Origin of the sequence: Pantoea sp. M_9, from assembly GCF_008631385.1 — a bacterium.
Lineage (GTDB): Bacteria > Pseudomonadota > Gammaproteobacteria > Enterobacterales > Enterobacteriaceae > Pantoea > Pantoea eucrina.
This window is the reverse complement of record NZ_VWUF01000002.1, coordinates 117103-136935: the sequence shown is the minus strand read 5'-3', so window position 1 is coordinate 136935 and position 19833 is coordinate 117103. Positions and strand designations below refer to the sequence as shown.

Genomic DNA, 19833 nt, shown 5'->3' with positions numbered 1-19833 from the left:
ATGAACAAAGCAGATGATAGTGAATGGGTAGACATAGTAATAGGCGAGGCGGTCATGGCCCTGTTCAATGAGGAGTTGCCCGTGTCTTATGATGCTTTGCTCAGCAAACTGCAGGAGATGCTGGCAGCAGAGAAGAGCGCAGCAAAAACCCGTTCACTGTTTTTTGCCATCCGGGAAATTCAGGGGGCAGAGCACCCGGCGATCAACGTGGCATCAAATGAACAGACTTTGCACTAAACGTTGAGACGTGTCACGCCGTCATGGCTCATTGCTTTTTAGCTGTCAGGGCGCGCGCAGCGCTCGCGTAGATCGCTTTCATTCCATCCTGCGCCTCTCCTTCCTGCTGCCGCAGCCGCGTCAGAATGTTATCCGTACTCAAAGGCTGCCCGGATTTACGTAAAAACGAAACGGCGCGTCCGATGACGGCATGAATAGCACTGTTGTTATCCAAAACGCTGAGTTTCACGCTCTATCCCTCTGCATATTGCTCTGATATTCATGGCTGCCGCTTGCATACTCTGCACAGATTAATACCTGAGCAGAACGCGTCTTATTTACGCTCAGGGCAGTGCCCGATGCAGCTTCTCCCGCAGGGCTGTCACCCTTAGGGTAAGGTCGTGCAACTCTTCATAGGGGGTATCCATCACCGATATCATATCGGCGGGCACACCGGCGGCTTTGCTTTTAAGCTGCAGCCCTTGATGCGTCAGAAAAATGCGTACCCGGCGTTCGTCTCCACCCGCATCACGTTTGCGCACAATAAGACCGGCCGCTTCAAGTCTCTTCAGTAACTGGCTGAGCGTGCCGGAGTCCAGCCGCACGCGCGCGCCAACCTCCGATACTGTCACCTCATCTTTTTCCCACAGCGCCAGTAAAACCAGATACTGAGGATAGGTAAGCCCAAGCGGTTTAAGTCTGGACTGATAGAGCTTGGTCATCGCCAGCGATGCAGAGTAGAGCGCAAAACAGAGAAACTGGTCGACGGTAACCGGCGCATCAGAAAGCGCACCATCATGCTTACCGCTTTGATCATTTATATCAGTACACATTCACAATCCATTTTAGTGAGCTGGCCGGCAGGGAAAACGCACGCTGCGTCCGGGCAGCCACAAGTATTGAATCAAATTAAATTGATGTCAATGTAACCTGGCACAAACGCCATCGCCGTCGCGGGTCTGGCAAACTGGCCTATGCTTACAGCCGGAGGCCGATATGTGTGGACGATTCGCGCAGTACAGCAGCAGAGATGACTATTTTATGGCGCTGGGTATTGCGCCGGACGAAATCCAGTACGATCCGTTGCCTATCGGGCGATACAACGTTGCGCCTGGTACCCGGGTATTACTGCTCAGCGAGCGCGAAGAGTCGCTGCAGCTGGATCCGGTCTACTGGGGATATGGGCCAGAGTGGTGGCATAAATAGCCTTTGATTAATGCCCGCAGCGAAACCGCGGCAAGCGGCCGGATGTTTAAGCCTCTCTGGGAAGAGGGCCGGGCGATAGTGCCGGCTGATGGCTGGTTCGAGTGGAAAAGAGAGAAGGGGAGAAAACAGCCGTTTTTCATTTATCACCAGCGTAAGACGCCGCTGTTTTTTGCTGCCATCGGCAGGGCGCCGTTTAATCATGTCCAGGGGCATGAAGGCTTTGTCATTGTGACCGCTGCCAGTAATAAAGGCATGGTCGATATCCACGATCGCCGCCCGCTGGTTCTGACCGCAGAAGGTGTTCATGAATGGCTGAGCAGCAGCACTTCTGCGCGTCGCGCGCAGGAAATTGCTCATGAAGCTGCTGAGCCGGAAGAGGCATTCTGCTGGCATGCGGTGACCACGCGGGTAGGCAGCGTTCGTCAGCAGGATGCTGAGTTAATTGAAGAGATCGAGCCGGAAAAGTAGCGGCTGATACATTTTATCTATTGAAATGAAAACCGGTGTCCGGTTGCAGACAGCGGTATGCCATTTAATAATCGGAGCATGACAACTTATCGCGTTAGAGTCGGGTATCACAACCCGTCAGCCCTGACTTTCAGGCAACTTGATGAACTGCTGGAGCCGCAGCGTTTCTGGCGTACTGCTACTCACACCAGCCGCTTTCGGTACTATATGGAGTATGAGTATGAATCTGACGTACGCGATCTGTGCGCAGTCTGCGCGCTGGCCTACTCACAGGCCTGCCGCGTGAGGCGGTGTCCGCTGGTATTAGTTGAGGAAGTGTCTGCCGCTGTGAGGCAATAAGTTGTGTGCGCGGATGTTACCTGCGACATAACAGGCGCAGCGGCATTCAGAATTGGCTCAGTGAGCCAGGCCGGTTTTTCACCTACGCTTTTTTCTGTATTTACTTACAGAGGAAGCACAAATGACGAACGAACTCAGCAGGAAACCCGTTGCCGATCGTGCCGAGGCAGACGCATTTTTCCCCTCCGATTACTCGCTCGATCGGTTTACCACTCCTCTATCCGATCTGAAGGACGCTGACTATCCGGCGCCCGGCGACGGAAGCAAAAAAATTCTGGTCCTTTGTGCTGATGAACGCTATCTGCCGCTGGATAACGATACGCTGTTTTCAACCGGCAATCATCCGGTGGAAACGCTGCTGCCGATGTATCACCTGCATCAGGCGGGCTTCGGTATCGACATTGCAACGCTCTCTGGTCAGATGGCAAAGTTTGAACACTGGGCCATGCCCGGACAGGATGAAACGGTAATACAATTCTATCAGCGCTATCAGTCAGCCTTCCGCTCTCCGCTCAGGCTGACAGATGTATTAGCGTCCCTCTCTCCTCATAGCGACTACGCGGCGGTGTTTATTCCTGGCGGGCATGGCGCACTGATCGGCTTACCGGAGAGTAAAGAGGTGGCAACATTGCTTCGCTGGACGCTGGAAAACGACCGCTATCTGATCTCACTCTGTCACGGCCCGGCGGCATTTCTTTCACTGGCCGGGTCCGGTCATCCGCTGGCTGGCTATGAAATCTGCGCTTTCCCTGATGCCATTGATAAGCAGACGCCGGACATGGGGTATATGCCAGGCCATCTTACCTGGTACTTCGGTGAGAAGCTGCGCGCAATGGGTCTTCATATTATCAATGAAGATATTAAAGGCACGGTACATCGCGATCGCAATGTTATAACGGGCGACAGCCCTTACGCTGCAAATGCGTTAGGCAAACTTGCTGCAGAAACGTTGCTGAAAGCTTACGGTTAAAGCGTCTGATTTTTCCCGGCCCTGACAAGCATCTTTGTCAGGGCTGATATTTACCAGCTTTGATTTTTTATAAAAATAATATGCTTATCGGCGAATCTGGTTAAAACTTTAACGTTTTATTCTGATATAAGTTTTTCCGATAGATAACGGAGTGATGTGTTTTTTACATGCACGCTTTTTTTGGTATGTGATTGTTATTAAATGATTTTTATCTATTTGGCTTTGGCGGTTACGCAAGAATATATCGTCAATTCACTTCCTGTAAAATAACCCTGATCAATCTATAATTTTTTTCACTTTGACCGTGCCTGTAATAACTGACAGGCCCGAGTGCGGAGTGGCTTTCTCACGGACGAACAGATTGCACCGTTTAATAAGAATAATTTCTATTCAGAATTGCTCACTTAAGGCTCACCAGGAATATTGCATGAAAAAGATACTTAACAAGATTAATTTGCCAGCGAAATTTATTTTTCTGGGCTTATTTGCTCTCGGGCTGTTTATATTTCCAACCTGCCTGTTTATTCAAAGCGGGAACCAGGCCATTGATGCTAAAAAGCTTGAGCTTACCGGCATACCGGTTGAAAAGAAGATGCTGTCACTGATTAACCTGGTACAGCGCCATCGGGCAGAAAGCGCTATTGCTATTGCGGGTGACGATCCAGCGCGTGCGTCACGTGTGGCGCTGGCAGAGGAGGTCGATACGCTCTATAGCGGTGTAGTAGCTGTACTGGGCGATAACGCGGAAGCTGCGCAACCGCTGGCGCGTTTAAATAAAGCTGACGGCGAGTGGAAAAAACTGCAGGCAGAGTTGGGTAATAAACAGCTTTCGCTGGAAGAGAGTCTCAGCCAGCACGCCAGTCTGATCCAGACACTGTTAATAGCCAATCAGGACATCCTGGATTTTTACGGCTTGTCACTGGACAGCGACTTAAATACTTATCAGCTGATTGTCAGTATTTTCAACCGGCTGCCGCTATTAACAGAAACCCTCGGGCAGATCAGAGCAAGCGGTACATCACTGATTGCGTCTGGCACGGGCGCATCAGAGGCAACGCTCAGCCAGATGGACTTCCGGCTGCAAAACGGCAGCGTAGCGCTGGAGCAGTTCAGCAATAATATGGATAAAGTTTTTACTATTGAACCAGCGTTAAAAGCGCTGTTTGCCAGCGCGGATACCACCGCCGTGCAGCAGGCGCAGGATGCACTGGCGCTGGCCAATACGGTTTTTGTATCCAAAACTAAAACCGTCACGCCGGCAGAATATGTCCGGGTATTCACTGAGGCGATCAATCAATTTTCCACACTGGGAAAGCAGAGTGCCGATCAGCTGTCGGTCATGCTGAGCCAGCAGATTGATGCGCGCCGTCATGCGCAATATAGCCTGCTGGGCGTACTGTTCGCGGTGGCGTTACTGGCTGTCTGGGTTGCCGTTATGATATCCCGCTCGATTACGCGTCCCGTGGAAGAAGCTGTTAATGCTGCCCGTCGCGTGGCAGCAGGCGACCTGACGTGTCCGGTTAACATCACCGGCAGCAATGAAATGGGGCAGCTGCTGCAATCATTGCAGTATATGCAGCAGCATCTTGCCGGGCTGGTCTCAGATATTAAGGAGAGCGCGCTGACGATCGCTTCATCCTCTGAAGAGATTGCAAACGGCAATGAAAATCTCTCCGCCCGGACTGAAGAGCAGGCCGCATCGCTGGCAGAGACCGCCGCCAGCATGGAGCAGATGGCATCCATTATCAGTCAGAATGCTGAAAATACCCATCACGCCACGACCATGGCAGAAGCGGCAACGCAGGCTTCATCGCTTAGCGGACAGGCGATGTCGTCAGTGATGGACACTATGGGGCGTATCCGGGGCAGCTCGGCGAAAATCGAAGAGATAACCAGCGTTATCGACAGTATTGCTTTCCAGACAAACATTCTGGCCCTCAATGCGGCAGTAGAGGCAGCCAGGGCAGGGGAATCGGGTAAAGGCTTTGCCGTCGTCGCAGCAGAAGTGCGCTCGCTGGCGCAGCGTTCCGCTTCTGCTGCCAAAGAGATTAAAGAGCTGATTGCGCAATCGGTCAGCCACGCTGAAGAGGGAATAGTCATGGCCAGAAATGCCGGTGACAAAGTGAAACAGAGCGTAGACGCTATCGGGCAGACAGCGCAGCTTATCCGCGATATCTCTGCCTCCTCTCAGGAGCAGAGCAGCGGGATTTCGCAAATTAATATCGCAGTAAACCAGATGGATCAGGTGACACAGCAGAACGCAGCGCTGGTTGAAGAGTCAGCCTCTTCAGCAGGCGATCTTGCAGAACGTGCCTCACGTCTGCGTCAGCTGGTGGCTGTTTTCCACACGGCGTAATCTTTTCGACGATGCGGGCGCGTCCCGCATCTGCTCGTACAGTAAAAAGGCAGAGAATCGTTGCGAACCAACACAATTTGCCAAAAAAATCGCCTGCATCAGATTACAATTCAACCCCGTTTCGTTTATTTACTGCGCTTCTGTATGATTCTGAAAAAAGGCGATTTTATGCACTTTTTGCTGGTTTTTACTGGAAACGTAGCTTTAATATTGACAGTAATTCAGCCAGATTATTTCAGACAGGGTTATACGTAGCTGCCGCCGGCTGATACAGTAGACAGGTACACTCACGTAAACTGGAGTATTTATGCTAACCACAATCATTTACCGTAGCCACATCTCTGCGGATGTGCCTGTGAAAATTTTGCCGGGTATGGTTGAGAAAGCGAGCCTCCTGAATGCGTCGCACCAGGTTACCGGTATTCTGCTTTTTAACGGTACACATTTCTTTCAGATCCTTGAGGGACCTGAAGAGGGTGTTTTGACGATCTACAATCGCATCTGTGCTGACCGTCGTCATCATAATGTGGTTGAACTTATGCGTGACTACTCCCCTTATCGCCGTTTCGGTAATTCCGGAATGGAGCTGTTTGACCTGCGCGAACATGATCAGTCAACCGTACTGCAGGCGGTACTGGATCGCGGTACTTCACGCTTCCAGCTGACCTATGATGACCGGGGCCTGCAGTTCCTGCGCACGTTTGTTGAATCGCGGGAAAAAGAAAACTATTTCGAAGTGCTGCCTGCCGATCTATGGGATTTTATTCCCGACATGACGGGGTCGCTTCAGGAAGAGCACGGCATTCATTTCCGCCCGGTTGTGGATCCACTTGGCCGTGAGATCACCGCACTGGAGGCTATTTCCGATAGTCCGGAGAGCGCAGGTGAAGATAAGTATATTGCTAATCTGAACGCCGTACGCATGGCGCTGATGAAGGCGGGCAAAGCCTGCCCGGATGGCATGACGCTCTATCTGACTATTCTGCCTATGACGCTGGTTGCGGTGCCGAACGCGGTTGCCACCATCACGGACGCCATTAAAAACGCCGGACTGGTGCCGGAACAGATTATTCTGGGCGTCAGCGAAACGGAAGTGATCCCGGGCCTGAATGATTTTACCGAAGCGGTTAAGCAGCTAAAACAGGCTGGCATCAGCCTGTCGATTGATAACTTCGGGGACGGCTCTGCCGGGCTTTCACTGCTGACTCACGTGCAGCCCGATCGCGTGCGCATTGCTTCCGGGATTATTCGCGATGTTCATCGCAGTGGTCCAAAGCAGGCTGTCGTGCAGGCTATTATCAAATGCTGTTCAGCGCTCGAAATTAACGTCATCGCCTCTGGCATTGAACAGCCGGAAGAGTGGATGTGGCTTGAGGCGGCAGGCGTAATCGATTTTCAGGGTTCGCTCTTCACACCGCAGGGTACTTCGGTGTCATGGCCGGAATATCGCGCGGCGATGTAACCCTGACTCTTTCTGTATCAATATCAGTCTGACCGACCGGCACATCACAAGCCGGTCGGTTATTTTTTTGTCACACTCTTTCCGGTTCTGCTCTTTTTTCATCCAGAAAAGATGTTTTCTGGCAGCGCTGATGCGTCAACCATGTGAAATTTATGAGAAACGCTCAGGCTCGCTGCGGTACAGGGTTACACACTAAAATTCTGTGGTAAACTTTGCGCCCCCGAACCTGCAGGCGGACACATCATGAAAAAAGAATTTGAAGAAAAGATGACGGAAATTTTAATCGGTGAGGCAGTTACTGACTTACTTGATGCTAATGCAGCGATTTCATGGACCGCTTTACTCGATCGTCTGCGCGCTGGTCTTGATAAAGAGACCGATGAGCACCGCATCCGTGCCGGGTTACGTGCTATCGATGAAGTCAGACGTGAAATGCAGGTAAAGGCGTCTGAAAAAGCGACTGTGGCTGAATCTGATATGCGGCCTGCACGCGGCAAAATGCATTAAAATTGATTTAAATCAAACTTTTTCTGAGGTCTGACGCTAAATTGTTTCCCGGGAACAATTTCTGTTAGACTGTATGCTTATCCACCTACGGACGGAGGTCATGTGAAAAATGACGCAGCCGCCGAAGATATCTACGCCGTTATTGGAACGGTTGTGGCGCGCCTTCTTAAGCCGGACCAGCATCTGACTCTGCACGAGATTACTACTGCACTGCATCACATGGGTGAGACAGCGACAGGGCAGGATGTTCGTGAGGCCTGCCGCAAAGCTGTAATTATGCTTGCCCGTCAGATGCACTAGCTGATGCTCACGCAATATTAACGATCAAACAACAGTCCAATCAGTGCCTGATAATGCTGCTCTTCTTCGGCGCTGGTTGCTGCTTCAAGCCGACCAAGCAGTTTTGTGCATAACGCCTTACGGTTAAGGTTTTTGCCTGAGGTCAGAATTTCAACTACCAGCTGTCCCAGCGTTTCCTGCTGACTCAGGGTGGAAGCTTTGTTAAAGTAGTTAGCGATGTCACCAGCGGATGATGGATGCTGTACCATATACTGACGCATAGTTAGCCTCGTTTATATAAGTAAGTTGTACTGACAGGAGTAAAGTTATACAACTAACTTTTAATTGTACAGCTTTTTCTGCCGTTAATTTACTGCCTGCGATATTTTCACTGTTATTTTTCTTTTATATCAGATAGTTAAGCAAAATTTTTTTGAGTGAAGATTTTACTTCTTCTTTGTACAGCTTCTGCATTGAGACGTGTACAACGTGGTTGCGCTGACATTCTGCTAACTCTCTTCATCATCACCTGAGGTAAAACGGATCGGTTTAGCCGATAACGCTGCCTGCTCATGACGTTGTGCCTGGGCCTGCCACTCGGTCTGAGTCTGGTGAATTCGCTCAGGCTGTACAAAATTTTTCAGCCAGCTTCTGGCATCGGCAATTTGTGCCAGACGTTCATCGTTCTCTTCTGTCTCCGCCATGCGACCCAGCTCTGCGATGAGAGCCTCAACGCTGATATCCCGATCGCCCAGTGCCAGATTGAGTGTCGCTTCGCCAATAATGACGTGACCTACTACCTTTTCATGGAATAACACTTCCGCTCTCCTCATCATAGTTTTGTAATGATTTTAAAGTGTAATGAGCAGCAATACTTCTACAATACGCTGTAAACAATCAGCTAAGCCCCGGTGCAAAAAAAATTTGATGATTCTGAAATACAGGTTTGTAACGTACTGATAGCGTGCAACATCATCTGTTCACGCAGTGTAAACCGGTTAAAGACAGAATAATCTTAAAAAATTTGAATGTTATTTAACGCTGGCGCTTTTCAGGCGTTGCACGCCGCCTGCAGAACGCGCTGATAGCCAATGATCACAGTCAGACCGCAAAGGTCAAACCTGAACCCGGTTAACAAAAGCCACGCTTCAGGACAATTGCCCGCTGTTTACTCAGGCCCGGGGTCTGCATTTAATCTGATAACTGCAACTCTGACTGGCGTGCTCTGCTTTCACTCTTGATGTGTTAAGCATGGCACGCGCCTGCCTTAGTGGCTCTATATCAACAGAGTAAATTTTACGCATGCAGAAGGGGAGAGGTTACTGCCCCGGATTTTCAGGAGCGAGGGGTAGGGTACTGATGATCACTCTGCGCAGCAGATGGCTATCAGGCTGGCTGCCCCAGCAAAAGGTGATCCAGTGTTCACAAAATGCGTGCCAGTCAGAAACCGGTATCAGCGGCCTGTCGCTACGTGTACCGTCCCATATATAGACATAGTGATCGCGATCGCGCAGTGCCCAGGCAATCATACTTTCCCACATCACTTTTGCCGCATTGGTCTGAGCGCTATCGGTAACAATAATCGAACGCGTACGCAGGAAATAACAAAAAAAGCGACGTGCCAGGCCATGCACTGCCTGTTCATGCTGCGGCTGACGCGTGCGCCAGACCATGATCTGAATGCAGGCGCGTAACGGCGAAGTAAAATCCTCTGTTTCTTCCAGCCTTACTGCATAAACCGTTTCAGGTCTCGGTTCCTTTGTAACCAGCCGGTATTGTTTATCCTCAGGACAGACATAGAGCGCATAGCCAAATGGAACAATAAAGCATGGCAGCGTAAATACGCGCGTCTCGCCTGCAAGGAAAGCGCTGGTATCATCCCGGTTTGGCACTTCACGACTCAGAATCTGATTAAAGTGCGTATCAGGTAAAGTGATTGGCATGTGGTTATCCGATGTCGTACGTTCCAAAAGACCTCCCTGAAAACCGGAGTGGATTTGATCATCAATCTGAATGAGTAATAAGCTGGTATAGCAGGAAAAAGTGTAGCCGGAGATAATATCTTGCGCGTTCGTCCAGATGCGCGGTAGCAGAGCGGAGGTGTCGTCCATGACAGTTTCTCCGGCCGGTAAACGCTTGCGCGTAACCGATAAGGTTATCTTTATCGTCGTCTTCCAGCCGGAGCCGGATTACGTCCATAGGCGTCAGTTCTTTTCGTCGTTCAGGCTTGTCAGTGTCTGCAAATAGGGCACGTGCGGAACAACGTGCTCGGGTTTATCGAAACTTTTCAGCCAGCTTCTGGCCTCTGAGATCTCAATAAGGCGGGCATCGCTGCCACCCGCATTGGCCATTGATTCAAGCTCATTAATCAGTGAACGAACGCTGATTTTTTTTTCGCTCAATGCAAGGCTGAGTGCCGCTTCGCCGATAATGACATGACCTATCTCGTCGTGTTGAATAGACAAACAAACCTCCTTTACGATTGCATGATAACCTCACCACTTACTGTAGGCGTAACGGCAGAATTTGCCGGATATATTTTGAAATTTCCCAAATCAGCTAGCAGAATTTTTCGATCGAATGCTTTTTAGCCAATAAAAATCCTGCGGGCTTTCACAGATTCACTCTTCTGAAAGGCTGCAAAAAAAAAGCCCGCGCAGGGCGGGCTAACAAAATGTTGAAGAGGATTTCTCTCGCTGAAAACGCATCCTGTGTGTTGTTTGCCAGAAAAGGCTGGCTCATACACTATAGATGACAAACCACTTTAAAATCGGTTTTAGCTGTAAACCCGATGAAAATCTGTGTTGCTCATCGGACCAGCATAAAATAGGGCGGTAAGCCCTTCAGGCAGGTGATAAGCGGTTTACAGAAATGGATAACCGGACCAGACGTTAGCGGATAGCAATAGCCCGGGAAAGCGATAAAAAAATGCCTCCGCAAGGAGGCAAGGTAGGAGTTACTCAGATCAGTGCTTAGTTGGATTTCTCACTGAACACTTTAAGGATAGAGAAATTTGTCAGTTTTTCCGGCTCGCTTAGTAAAAAAATACACTTATAAAACTTATAGTTAGCATGCTAATCATTTAAATCCATGAATAATATAACTTTAGTTTGTAATGAAATCGTTTTCTAAGAATTTACTTATATTTTCACTAACCTGCTTATATCACCCTTTTTAATCTTATTTATCAGGCAGCGCCTGTTCTGCGGATGAATTTTCAACCAGACTCAGCACCGTGAACGTTTTGCTTTCATACCTGAAGTGCGCCACCGGCTGCAAACCAATACGAATATGCGCCTTAAGAGAAGCGTGACTGGCATGATTAATAAAAAATAACAGGGTGGCGCGTGCCTGCTGACTGTTCATATTCCGCTCCGGCTCTGTAAATGAGAATCAAATAGTGTTGTCTGTTGCCGGCGTGTGCTCCGTTGAGAGTCATCCTAAAACTTACGTTCCGCTTGATGACTGGCGAGAGCTTGCCAGGCTTAGGAGTGTCATTTCCATCAGATAAGGAGAAATCATGTCACGGTTTGCAGATAAAGTTGTCGTTATTACTGGTGCAGGCTCAGGTATCGGCGCTGCGTCAGCACAACGTTTTGCTGCTGAAGGGGCATCAGTGGTACTGGTGGGAAGAACTGAAGAGAAGCTGCAGAAAGTGAAAGAGGATCTGCCTGCCGGCAAACACCTTGTCGTTCCCTGTGATGTCTCAGATGCAGAGCAGGTCAAACAGCTTAGTGAAAAGGTCAACCAGCACTACGGGCGTGCGGATGTACTGGTCAACAATGCGGGCAGTATTGTTCAGGGCAAGATCCATGAGGTCTCGCCTGATGACTGGAAAACGCTGATGGGCACCGATCTGGATGGCGTCTATTACTGCACGCACTACTTTATGCCAGCCCTGCTGAAAACCAAAGGCAACGTTGTCAACATCTCTTCCGTATCCGGACTTGGCGGCGACTGGGGGATGAGCGTCTATAACGCGGCCAAAGGCGCTGTGACCAACTTCACGCGCGCGCTGGCGATGGATTATGGTTCAGACGGCGTCAGGGTCAATGCTATCTGTCCGGGATTTACGTTTACCGATTTAACGGAAAACGCAAAACAGGATGAGGAGCTGCTGGCACGCTTTTACGATCGTATCCCGCTGCGCCGGGCGGGAGAAGCTGATGATATCGCGGGCGCGATTGTTTTTATTGCCAGCGACGATGCCCGCTATATCACGGGCGCTAACCTGCCGGTTGATGGCGGTTTAACGGCATCAAACGGCCAGCCAAAACAGGCCTGATAGCAATAAAAAAGCCCGCGCAACTGCGCGGGCTTATCTTTGACGTCACACAAACTATGAGCGTGGGATCTCAGACACTTCTTTCACATCAGCTTTATTGATCTGCTGTTTAACGCCGTTGGCATCAACATAGCCCAGCAGTCCTGATTCCGCTTCTTTCGGCTTACCGTCGCTGACAATGGTACGACCATCGTTGGTATGAATTGCATAGGTGGTACGGGTGCAGCCGGTAAGGGCGGACAGGGCAATGATTGCTGCCACTGGAAGTAAAATAACTTTCTTCATTGTACTCTCCTTGATAGATGGATCAGTTATTCAGTTCACTCATGTTCGTGATTTGATCACGATTGATCTGCTCAGTTTTGCCGGTTTGCGCGTTTTCATACGATACCAGCCCGGTATCGCTATCTACCTGTGGTTTACCACTGGTAATAATGGTGCGGCCATCAGTCGTTTTAATCGCCTGGTTCGACGAGCAGCCGGTTACGGCTAAAAGAGATGTCAGGACAGCGGCAGCAACAACCATTTTTTTCATCATATTTCCCTATTTTCTGGACACGTTATAAGAGGAGCATAGTCCATAATTTTCGGTGGTGGTCTGACCTTGATGATTTTTTTGTGCAATTGATGCGGTGAACAGCAGGAGGTGTGTAGCCAGGCCGGAGAGGCTATTTTGCTATCTGTCTGATGCCTGAGAAGCAGATAAAGGCAGGCGCATCAGCAGAAAAAAGGACAGGTTTGTTAAGATATCTTTGGTTAAAGAGAGGACACACCACAGAGGCGCACTCTATAGCCCGCAGGAAAACGAGTATGCAGCGAGCTGATACAGATAAAGTAAATGAATATTATCAGGCTGCTTCTGTACGCCCTAAAAGCAGATTAAAAAGATTCTCATAATGCGTCTTTTCATTGGGGTCTGTACAGTGATCCAGCCGCGAAAGTAGCGCGATACAGAGCGCTTTGCGATTAAGGATTTTATCGGAACATAAAATCTCTTTAACCATTTCACCCAGCAATTCAAATTCTGCAGACTGCCATATTCTGGCCTGCTCTTCAGCACTGAGTTTATCCGTTACGGGAAGATATTGATTCTGGCACATAATTCTCTCTTATTAATTTCACAGGCGGAAGGATCGGCACTGAAGCGCTATTAGTTCATTTTCCTGGCCAGCAGCCGAATAACTTTTTCGCACGCCTGCTGCGTTTCAGGGCTGTCCGCTCGTAACCCTGTGCGGTATAACGCGCCAATAACTTCCTGCAAAGAAAGTGTTTCACCCGGTTTTAAAATCTGTGTAATTACGTCACCCAGTAAAGCGTACATCGCTTCCGCATCTTCTGAATCGTCTTGCTGCACATAACCCCCATCCATTTTTAAAATTGCTTAATGTTTGTAATATGTCAGGGACGCCTGTTACTGAAAATCGCGACGACAGCAAAATAGCTGAATTAGGAAATGCGTATTTCCTAATAGCGCAGCAGCGTTAGTCCAGCAGGCGCAGCGCCATCTTAATAGTTTCTTCGCCATTAGTCACATCCTGAATTTTGCCCACTACGCGCATCCCAAACGCAATACAGAGCAGTAAACCGGCGGTTGTATCGGCATCAAGATGACTTGCTATTGAGCCATCAGCTTGGCCCTGCTGAATCAGCGACATGAGGAAAGCCCGGTTGCGCAGTACGGCCTGACGCACCAGATGAGATAACTCCTCATCAAGCGTCTGCAGCTCCACGGTGCTGCCCACCACCAGACAGCCGCGCCGTCCCTCTATCTCGCTGGCGGAATCGAGATAGAACTGGAGCAGCTCAGCAACGCGTTCGCGGCCCGTAGGGAATGCGCTCAGACGTTCGCGCAAATCAGCATTGCGAACGGCAATGTAGCGCTCGAACACGCGCAGAAAAAGTGAGCGCTTGTCCTGGAAAGCTTTGTAGATACTCCCCGCAGTAAGCTGCATGGCAACACCAAGATCGGCAATAGAGGCAGCGTGAAATCCTTTCTGGCGGAAAACTATCATCGCACTATCAAGCGCAACATCAATATCAAAATTGCGCGGCCTGCCGCGTTCGCGGGGAGCTGCGGCAGAGGATTTTACTGGTGGCATTCTCAGCCCTTCTGAAGCGATTATTTCCAAATTATCCCGGTTGCGTCCGGGCCGGTCAACGCCGGAGATTTGCGCTAGAGTTAAGTGATTAAATTACATCGTATTGCGATAAATATTTCAGCCTTTGCGACAGGGGAACAGCATGAAAGATGTCTTTATTGTGGGTGGTGCCGGAAAGATTGGTCGTGAGCTGGGTCAGCAGCTGACCCGTGCCGGCGTGACGGCACGGGCGTTGTGCCGTACTGCTGAGCAGGAAGCCAGCCTGCAGCAGCAGGGTATTCAGGCTGTCAGAGGCGACCTGGTTGCCCTCAATGAACAGCAGCTTACCGGGCTGATGCAGGGATGCGGGGTGGTAGTCTTTACCGCTGGCGCCGGCGGGAAAGGCGGAGAGGCGATGACTAATGCCGTTGATGGTGACGGGCTGGCTAAGTCTGTTGCAGCCGCGCAACAGGCCGGTATTGAACGCTTTATTCTGGTCTCCGCCTTTCCGGAAGCGGGGCGCAGCAGGCAGCTTTCTGACACTTTCGAAAACTATATGCGCGTAAAAAAACAGGCCGACGTTGTTCTTGCCGCAAGCGCGCTTGACTGGGTTATCGTGCGTCCCGGCACGTTAACAGATGAGCCGGCAACCGGCAAAATCAGCGCCGGACCGGCAATCGCCTATGGCACGATTTCCCGCACCGATGTCGCAGCCACTCTGGCGGCGCTGATTCAGCAGCCTGCCGTATCCCGCGTCATTATTGAACTTACGGCGGGAGAAACACCCGTTTCAGAGGCGATAGACGCGCAGGTTTCACGCTAACCGGTTCAGCAGCGAGGAGACGTTATGACACATTCACTGGATGCGCATCTGCAGGTAATCTGGCAAAAGCTGACTCATGCGGTGAGCGCGCGCTCACCTTTTACTCTGATGCAGCTGGCCAGCGTGGCAGAGAACGAGCAGCCTAAGCTCAGAACCATAGTGCTGCGCGATTTCAGCCTGACACCCGCTTCATTACTGTTTACTACTGACGTGCGCAGCGCCAAAGTGCGGGAGATGAGAGATAATCCGCAAGTTTCGCTGCTGGGCTGGGATGCGCAGAACAGCTTCCAGTTGCGTCTTGAGGGTGAGGCGGTCTGCGTGGATGAGCGCGAACTGCGTTGTACCGTCTGGCAGAAGCTGCGGCCTGCTGCGCAGCAGCTATTTTACTCGCCTGATTCACCCGGTGACATCCTTGATGATCCGGACACGCGGCGCAGCGGACACGCCTCCGTTTCGTTCGCTGAACCTCCGCAAAATTTTGCGCTGATACGCGTCATGATAGAGCGTGTTGAATCGCTTGATGTCGGTAGCGAGCCGCATCAGCGCTGCGAGTTCCTGCAGCAGCAGCAGGGCTGGAGAGGGCGATGGCTGGCGCCTTAGCGTCTCTGCCGCGCAGACGGCAGGATCGGGTTCCGGCAGATACAGGCGATGGCGGGCCGTGGCGGCAGGCAGGGAGTGATTGCATTAAGTACCGCCGTAAGTCACAGCGGTACTCAACGGCATAGTTGAACAGATAGCCCGACTGAGCGGGCTAAAAAGCCATTATGCCGGCGTTCGCTGTTTTGTTTCACTCAGCACGCTGACAATATTTGCAGCAGAGACCGTGCCCATTTTAATGTAAGAGGCGTCGCTGACACCGCCAATATGCGGTGAAAGAATAACGTTCGGCAGTGACTGCCAGCAGTGAGGCGCGGTCAACGGCTCTGTGCAAAAGCTGTCCAGCGCGGCGGCACGCAGTCTGCCGTCAGCGAGCGCTGCGGCAAGCGCTGGCTCATCGACCAGACCGCCGCGCGCGGTATTAATAAAAATGGCGCCGCGTCTGAAACAGCGTAGTGCAGCATCATCGATCATTGCGCGGTTATCCTCAGTCAGCGGGCAGTGAAGAGATACTACGTCAGCCTGTTGATAAAGCGCTTCCAGCGTATTTACCTGCTCGCATCCTTCAGGTACGAAAGTAGCGTAAGGATCGTAAGCCAGCACGCGCATGCCAAACGCGTAGCCCGCTTTTGCCACCCGGCGACCGATTTCACCCAGCCCGACCAGACCCAGCGTACGGCCTTCCAGTTCAAAAGATTTATGTACAGATTTGTCCCAGTGCCCGGCGTGCATACGTGCGTTGAGAGGCACAACAGATTTAGCGCAGGCCAGCAGCAGCGCCCACGTATGTTCTGCGACCGCTGCAGCGTTGGCACCGGGCGCTGAGCAGACGCTAATATTCCTGTTCGCCGCTGCTTTTTGATCGATGACATCAATCCCGCTGCCGTGCTTTGAGATCACCTGTAAAGCCGGAGCAGCATCCATTATCGCTGCAGTAATTTTCCCATACCGTACCAGGATAGCGACCGGATTATGCTGGTGGCAGAGATCGATAAGTTGCGTCTCCGTGGGCTGTTTGCCGGCGAAAACAACTTGATAGCCGGTCAGAAGCTGCAGGCCTTCCTCTGCCAGGTCACAGCCGGTGATCAGAACAACATTGTGTGCTTTGCTCATAACGTTTCCTCTGCAGAAAGCATGCCCGCCTCGCGCAACGCCTGCTCCACCCAGGGCGCGCGCGTATCGCCTGCCGCGATTGCTGCAATACGCTGCGTTTCGGCAGCCAGTTTCTGTTTCGCCAGCGCAATCACTTTTTTTACATTTTCTCGCGGAATCACCACCACGCCATCGATATCGCCGACAATCAGATCGCCGGCCTGCACCTGCGCACCTGCAATAGAGACCGGATAGTTAACCCGGCCTGGAAGCAGTTTTGTGGGCCCGCAGGGATTGAGGCCGGCAGCAAAAATCGGGTAAGGCTGGCTGGCAAGCGCATCGGCATCACGTACAGCCCCATCAATGATGATACCGGCAATACCTGAGGCTCTGGCCTGCGTGGCCATAATTTCTCCCAGCAGCGCGCAACTGATATCACCTTTGCCATCCACAACGATGACGTCACCAGGCTGTGCAATAGCCAGCGCAGCATGAATCGCCAGATTGTCACCCGGTCTGACCTCAACGGTAATTGCAGGCCCCGCAACTCTCATACCCGGCGCCAGCGGCTTAATTCTGCCATGCAACGTGCCGCGGCGGCCGGCAACATCGGCAAGGATAGCCGCCTGATACTCTGCGGCCTGACGCGTATCTTCATCAGATACGCGGGTGATATTGCGGTTAATCATCGGAAGTGTCGGAGAAGTCATACGGCCTCGCTGTTTTACCAGGTGAAATGAGAGTGTATAATATAAAACTACTATAGCGAGCTTGCCGGAAGATTAGCCAGTGCCGGACGGCAGTTTGTGACGTAAATACGAGGTGACTCACAAATATTCAGGTACACTCGCAGTCGTCATAAAAGGAGAAAACAATGGGTAATGAAGGCGTTATTGCGGTTGAAAAGGCGCTGGCGCTGCTTGACTGTTTCCGTCCGGGCGATAACAGCCTGACGCTGACGGCGCTGGCGCAGGCATCGGGCTACCATAAAACCACGGTATACCGCCTGATGAATTCACTGGAACGCATGCACTACGCTGTGCGACATGACGACGGGACTTATGGACTTGGACCGCGCCTGCTTTATCTCGGAAAGCTTTATGAGCAGTCATTCCATCTTGCAAGCGTAGTGCAGCCGGAATTGCATCAGCTGGCACAGGAGACGGGTGAGAGCGCCAGCTGGTATGTCATTGAGGGCGGACAGCGACTCTGTCTGTTCCGTGCGGAGGCCACAGAGGGTTTGCGCCACAGTCGGCTACCGGGAACAACCTATCCGCTGGATCACTCTGCTATTGGTCAGGTTTTACGCTACTGGGGACTGAACGAGCCCCTGTTTAGTGAAGAGCCACTGCTGCCTCTTTATACCTCCGGTGCGCGCGACCCGCACACCGCAGCCTATGCTCTGCCGGTATTTGGTGTGAGCGACAAGCTTGTCGCCGCGCTGGCGCTGACCGGCCCCTCATCGCGGCTCACAGAAGCGCGCCGAAACGAAGGCGTAGCCAGCGCTATGTATCATGCTGCGGCGCGTCTTTCGGTCCGGCTGGGGGCTTCACCACAGTTTTGCACCGCTCGTTATGGCGAGGTAATTACAACCGCTGGCGAATAACAGGGCGCCGGTCTGCAGCACCGGCTCCCTCAGTAAAGCCCACTGTTAGTGTGTTGTCGCGCGCGCTTTATTTTCTGTGTGGCGTGCCATCTTTCTGCCCATGATCACAACAGCGATACCTCCTGCCAGACAGAGTACAGCAAGCGGCAGCAGCGCCAGTGTATGGCTGCCGGTTTTCTGATTAATGATGCCGTAAACGTTTACCATCAGGCCGCCGCCAATCAGGTTAGCGATAGCACCAATCGCGGCCAGCCCGGCCGCTGCAGAAGAGCTACTCATCCACCCGGACGCCAGCGCCCAGAACGGACCTTTCATTGAGTAAGCGCCTGCCAGAATCAGACTCAGAATAATAATGGTCGCCGGCAGAGAGAGGTTAATAAAGGCAGCGGCAATACCGCCTGCAATCATGAATAACGTCAGCGCAGTGTGCCAGCGCCGTTCGCCGGTGCGATCGGAGTTCCGGCCCCAGACAATCATCAAAACAGAAGCCAGGCCATAAGGAATGGCATTAAGCAGGCCGGTCGTGAGGTTATCCAGCTGGAAAGACTTCAGTAGCTGCGGTGACCAGACGCTGAGCGTCGTACCGGCTGCCGACGCGCCGGAATAGATCAGGGCAAAAAGCCAGATCTGACGATGTTTCAGCAGCTCCCAGGTAGAGATGTGGCCAATATTTTTGCGTTCACTGCGCTCTTTCTCCAGCGTCTCTTCCAGCCACTGTTTCTGCTCGTGGTTCAGCCAGCGCGCCTCATGCGGGCGATTACTCAGGACAAAGTAAGCCGCGATGCCCAGCAATACAGCAGGCAGCCCTTCGATAATAAACAGCAGGTGCCAGCCGCGCAGGCCAAACCAGCCATCCAGCGTCAGGATCAGTCCCGACAGGGGGGAGCCGATAAAATTGGCCAGCGGGATCGCCACCATGAACGAGGCGATGATGCGTGCACGGTAGCGGGAAGGGATCCACCAGGTCAGATACAGTACTACCCCGGGAAAAAAGCCCGCTTCTGCTGCACCCAGCAAAAAACGCAGCACGTAGAGTGAGGCAGAGGTTTCAACCAGCGCCATGCACATACTTACGATCCCCCAGCTGATCATAATGCGCGGGATCCAGAGCCGTGCTCCTACTTTCTGCATAGCGAGATTGCTTGGAACCTCAAACAGAAAATAGGCCACAAAATAGAGGCTGCTGGCAAAGCCAAATGCCGCTTTTGTCAGGCCTAAATCCTCGTTCATCTGCAAAGCCGCCATGCCGATGTTTCCGCGGTCAATAATGGAGACCAGATAGCTTACGACGAGGAAGGGCAGAATTCGCCAGATCACCCGGCGCATCGTTTCACGCTCCAGCGCGGTCACAGGCGCCTGGTTAAGTAGAGATTGAGTCATTGTATCCTCGCAGAGTTCAGATTGAATAACATCACTGATGTTTCACTCTATACAACCTTGTTGTACAAAATAAACTATCAGACTCTCTGCCTGCGTCGTATGCAGGATAGTGGGATTGCGGTTCAGCTCACAGATTAAGCGCGGCCCGGATGCGGATTTGTGATCGCTA

The 19833-nt window shown here is 51.6% G+C and carries 26 protein-coding genes and 1 pseudogene; 12 read left to right on the top strand and 15 right to left on the bottom strand.

The features are described from left to right. Entirely contained in the window at window positions 1-237 is a 237-nt protein-coding gene (locus F3I15_RS04550; protein WP_104085747.1) for a hypothetical protein, read from the top strand. 28 nt (window positions 238-265) lie between these two features. Here F3I15_RS04550 and F3I15_RS04545 read toward each other — a convergent pair whose 3' ends face one another. Both F3I15_RS04545 and F3I15_RS04540 read right to left on the bottom strand, forming a co-directional pair. Continuing rightward, the gene (locus F3I15_RS04545; protein WP_150016731.1) at window positions 266-466 is read right to left on the bottom strand and encodes a hypothetical protein; all 201 of its coding nucleotides are present in this window, start codon (window positions 464-466) and stop codon (window positions 266-268) included. Between the two features lie 94 nt (window positions 467-560). Continuing rightward, on the bottom strand, window positions 561-1049 hold the full coding sequence (locus F3I15_RS04540) for a MarR family winged helix-turn-helix transcriptional regulator (protein ID WP_150016730.1): 489 nt from the start codon (window positions 1047-1049) through the stop codon (window positions 561-563). Window positions 1050-1212: 163 nt separating this feature from the next. Between F3I15_RS04540 and F3I15_RS04535 the strand changes: the two are divergent. From F3I15_RS04535 to F3I15_RS04505, 7 genes and pseudogenes are all read left to right on the top strand, one after another. Continuing rightward, a pseudogene (locus tag F3I15_RS04535) lies at window positions 1213-1890 on the top strand (SOS response-associated peptidase family protein). A gap of 78 nt (window positions 1891-1968) precedes the next feature. Continuing rightward, window positions 1969-2229, top strand: a complete 261-nt coding sequence (locus F3I15_RS18290; protein WP_150016729.1) for a hypothetical protein — start codon at window positions 1969-1971, stop codon at window positions 2227-2229. A gap of 121 nt (window positions 2230-2350) precedes the next feature. Continuing rightward, the gene (gene hchA / locus F3I15_RS04525) at window positions 2351-3199 is read left to right on the top strand and encodes a glyoxalase III HchA (protein WP_150016728.1); all 849 of its coding nucleotides are present in this window, start codon (window positions 2351-2353) and stop codon (window positions 3197-3199) included. A gap of 427 nt (window positions 3200-3626) precedes the next feature. Next, window positions 3627-5555 (top strand): methyl-accepting chemotaxis protein, encoded by a 1929-nt coding sequence (locus tag F3I15_RS04520; RefSeq protein WP_150016727.1) that lies wholly within the window; start codon window positions 3627-3629, stop codon window positions 5553-5555. 307 nt (window positions 5556-5862) lie between these two features. Beyond that, window positions 5863-7017 (top strand): diguanylate phosphodiesterase, encoded by a 1155-nt coding sequence (locus tag F3I15_RS04515; protein WP_150016726.1) that lies wholly within the window; start codon window positions 5863-5865, stop codon window positions 7015-7017. Between the two features lie 243 nt (window positions 7018-7260). After that, a complete protein-coding gene (locus F3I15_RS04510) occupies window positions 7261-7524 on the top strand; it encodes a hypothetical protein (protein ID WP_150016725.1) in 264 nt (87 codons plus the stop codon). A gap of 102 nt (window positions 7525-7626) precedes the next feature. Then, a complete protein-coding gene (locus tag F3I15_RS04505; protein WP_150016724.1) occupies window positions 7627-7824 on the top strand; it encodes a hypothetical protein in 198 nt (65 codons plus the stop codon). 17 nt (window positions 7825-7841) lie between these two features. Here the strand turns inward: F3I15_RS04505 and ycgZ are convergent, their stop codons facing one another. From ycgZ to F3I15_RS04480, 5 genes are all read right to left on the bottom strand, one after another. Continuing rightward, window positions 7842-8084, bottom strand: a complete 243-nt coding sequence (gene ycgZ / locus F3I15_RS04500) for a regulatory protein YcgZ (protein WP_370513328.1) — start codon at window positions 8082-8084, stop codon at window positions 7842-7844. 228 nt (window positions 8085-8312) lie between these two features. Beyond that, complete coding sequence (locus F3I15_RS04495) at window positions 8313-8621, bottom strand: hypothetical protein (RefSeq protein WP_190314911.1); 309 nt, start codon at window positions 8619-8621, stop codon at window positions 8313-8315. Window positions 8622-9122: 501 nt separating this feature from the next. Then, window positions 9123-9746: a hypothetical protein gene (locus F3I15_RS04490; RefSeq protein WP_150016723.1), complete on the bottom strand. Its 624-nt coding sequence runs from the start codon at window positions 9744-9746 to the stop codon at window positions 9123-9125. A gap of 261 nt (window positions 9747-10007) precedes the next feature. Continuing rightward, window positions 10008-10268 (bottom strand): hypothetical protein, encoded by a 261-nt coding sequence (locus tag F3I15_RS04485; RefSeq protein ID WP_071668134.1) that lies wholly within the window; start codon window positions 10266-10268, stop codon window positions 10008-10010. 715 nt (window positions 10269-10983) lie between these two features. Then, complete coding sequence (locus F3I15_RS04480; RefSeq protein WP_150016722.1) at window positions 10984-11169, bottom strand: hypothetical protein; 186 nt, start codon at window positions 11167-11169, stop codon at window positions 10984-10986. A gap of 154 nt (window positions 11170-11323) precedes the next feature. On the opposite strand from F3I15_RS04480, the gene F3I15_RS04475 reads away from it, so the two are divergent. Continuing rightward, window positions 11324-12088, top strand: coding sequence for an SDR family NAD(P)-dependent oxidoreductase (locus F3I15_RS04475; protein WP_150016721.1), 765 nt, complete (start codon window positions 11324-11326; stop codon window positions 12086-12088). Between the two features lie 54 nt (window positions 12089-12142). Here F3I15_RS04475 and F3I15_RS04470 read toward each other — a convergent pair whose 3' ends face one another. From F3I15_RS04470 to F3I15_RS04450, 5 genes are all read right to left on the bottom strand, one after another. Next, window positions 12143-12373 (bottom strand): YgdI/YgdR family lipoprotein, encoded by a 231-nt coding sequence (locus tag F3I15_RS04470; RefSeq protein ID WP_040113814.1) that lies wholly within the window; start codon window positions 12371-12373, stop codon window positions 12143-12145. Between the two features lie 22 nt (window positions 12374-12395). Next, entirely contained in the window at window positions 12396-12623 is a 228-nt protein-coding gene (locus F3I15_RS04465) for a YgdI/YgdR family lipoprotein (RefSeq protein WP_175540442.1), read from the bottom strand. 313 nt (window positions 12624-12936) lie between these two features. Next, window positions 12937-13188, bottom strand: a complete 252-nt coding sequence (locus F3I15_RS04460) for a biofilm development regulator YmgB/AriR family protein (protein ID WP_150016720.1) — start codon at window positions 13186-13188, stop codon at window positions 12937-12939. Window positions 13189-13238: 50 nt separating this feature from the next. Continuing rightward, a complete protein-coding gene (locus F3I15_RS04455; RefSeq protein ID WP_150016719.1) occupies window positions 13239-13442 on the bottom strand; it encodes a hypothetical protein in 204 nt (67 codons plus the stop codon). Between the two features lie 127 nt (window positions 13443-13569). Next, a complete protein-coding gene (locus F3I15_RS04450) occupies window positions 13570-14187 on the bottom strand; it encodes a TetR/AcrR family transcriptional regulator (protein ID WP_150016718.1) in 618 nt (205 codons plus the stop codon). Window positions 14188-14329: 142 nt separating this feature from the next. Here F3I15_RS04450 and F3I15_RS04445 point away from each other — a divergent pair, with 142 nt between their 5' ends. Together F3I15_RS04445 and F3I15_RS04440 are read left to right on the top strand one after the other, a co-directional pair. Then, window positions 14330-14989 (top strand): NAD(P)H-binding protein, encoded by a 660-nt coding sequence (locus F3I15_RS04445; RefSeq protein ID WP_150016717.1) that lies wholly within the window; start codon window positions 14330-14332, stop codon window positions 14987-14989. 24 nt (window positions 14990-15013) lie between these two features. After that, window positions 15014-15589: a pyridoxamine 5'-phosphate oxidase family protein gene (locus F3I15_RS04440; protein WP_150016716.1), complete on the top strand. Its 576-nt coding sequence runs from the start codon at window positions 15014-15016 to the stop codon at window positions 15587-15589. Window positions 15590-15751: 162 nt separating this feature from the next. On the opposite strand, the gene F3I15_RS04435 is transcribed toward F3I15_RS04440, so the two are convergent. Then, window positions 15752-16699, bottom strand: coding sequence for a hydroxyacid dehydrogenase (locus F3I15_RS04435; protein ID WP_150016715.1), 948 nt, complete (start codon window positions 16697-16699; stop codon window positions 15752-15754). Then, entirely contained in the window at window positions 16696-17388 is a 693-nt protein-coding gene (locus F3I15_RS04430) for an RraA family protein (RefSeq protein WP_150016714.1), read from the bottom strand. The genes F3I15_RS04435 and F3I15_RS04430 overlap by 4 nt, the downstream gene beginning before the upstream one ends. A gap of 164 nt (window positions 17389-17552) precedes the next feature. On the opposite strand from F3I15_RS04430, the gene F3I15_RS04425 reads away from it, so the two are divergent. After that, entirely contained in the window at window positions 17553-18284 is a 732-nt protein-coding gene (locus F3I15_RS04425; RefSeq protein WP_150016713.1) for an IclR family transcriptional regulator, read from the top strand. Between the two features lie 45 nt (window positions 18285-18329). Here the strand turns inward: F3I15_RS04425 and F3I15_RS04420 are convergent, their stop codons facing one another. Next, on the bottom strand, window positions 18330-19664 hold the full coding sequence (locus F3I15_RS04420; protein ID WP_150016712.1) for an MFS transporter: 1335 nt from the start codon (window positions 19662-19664) through the stop codon (window positions 18330-18332). Window positions 19665-19833: the final 169 nt, after the last annotated feature.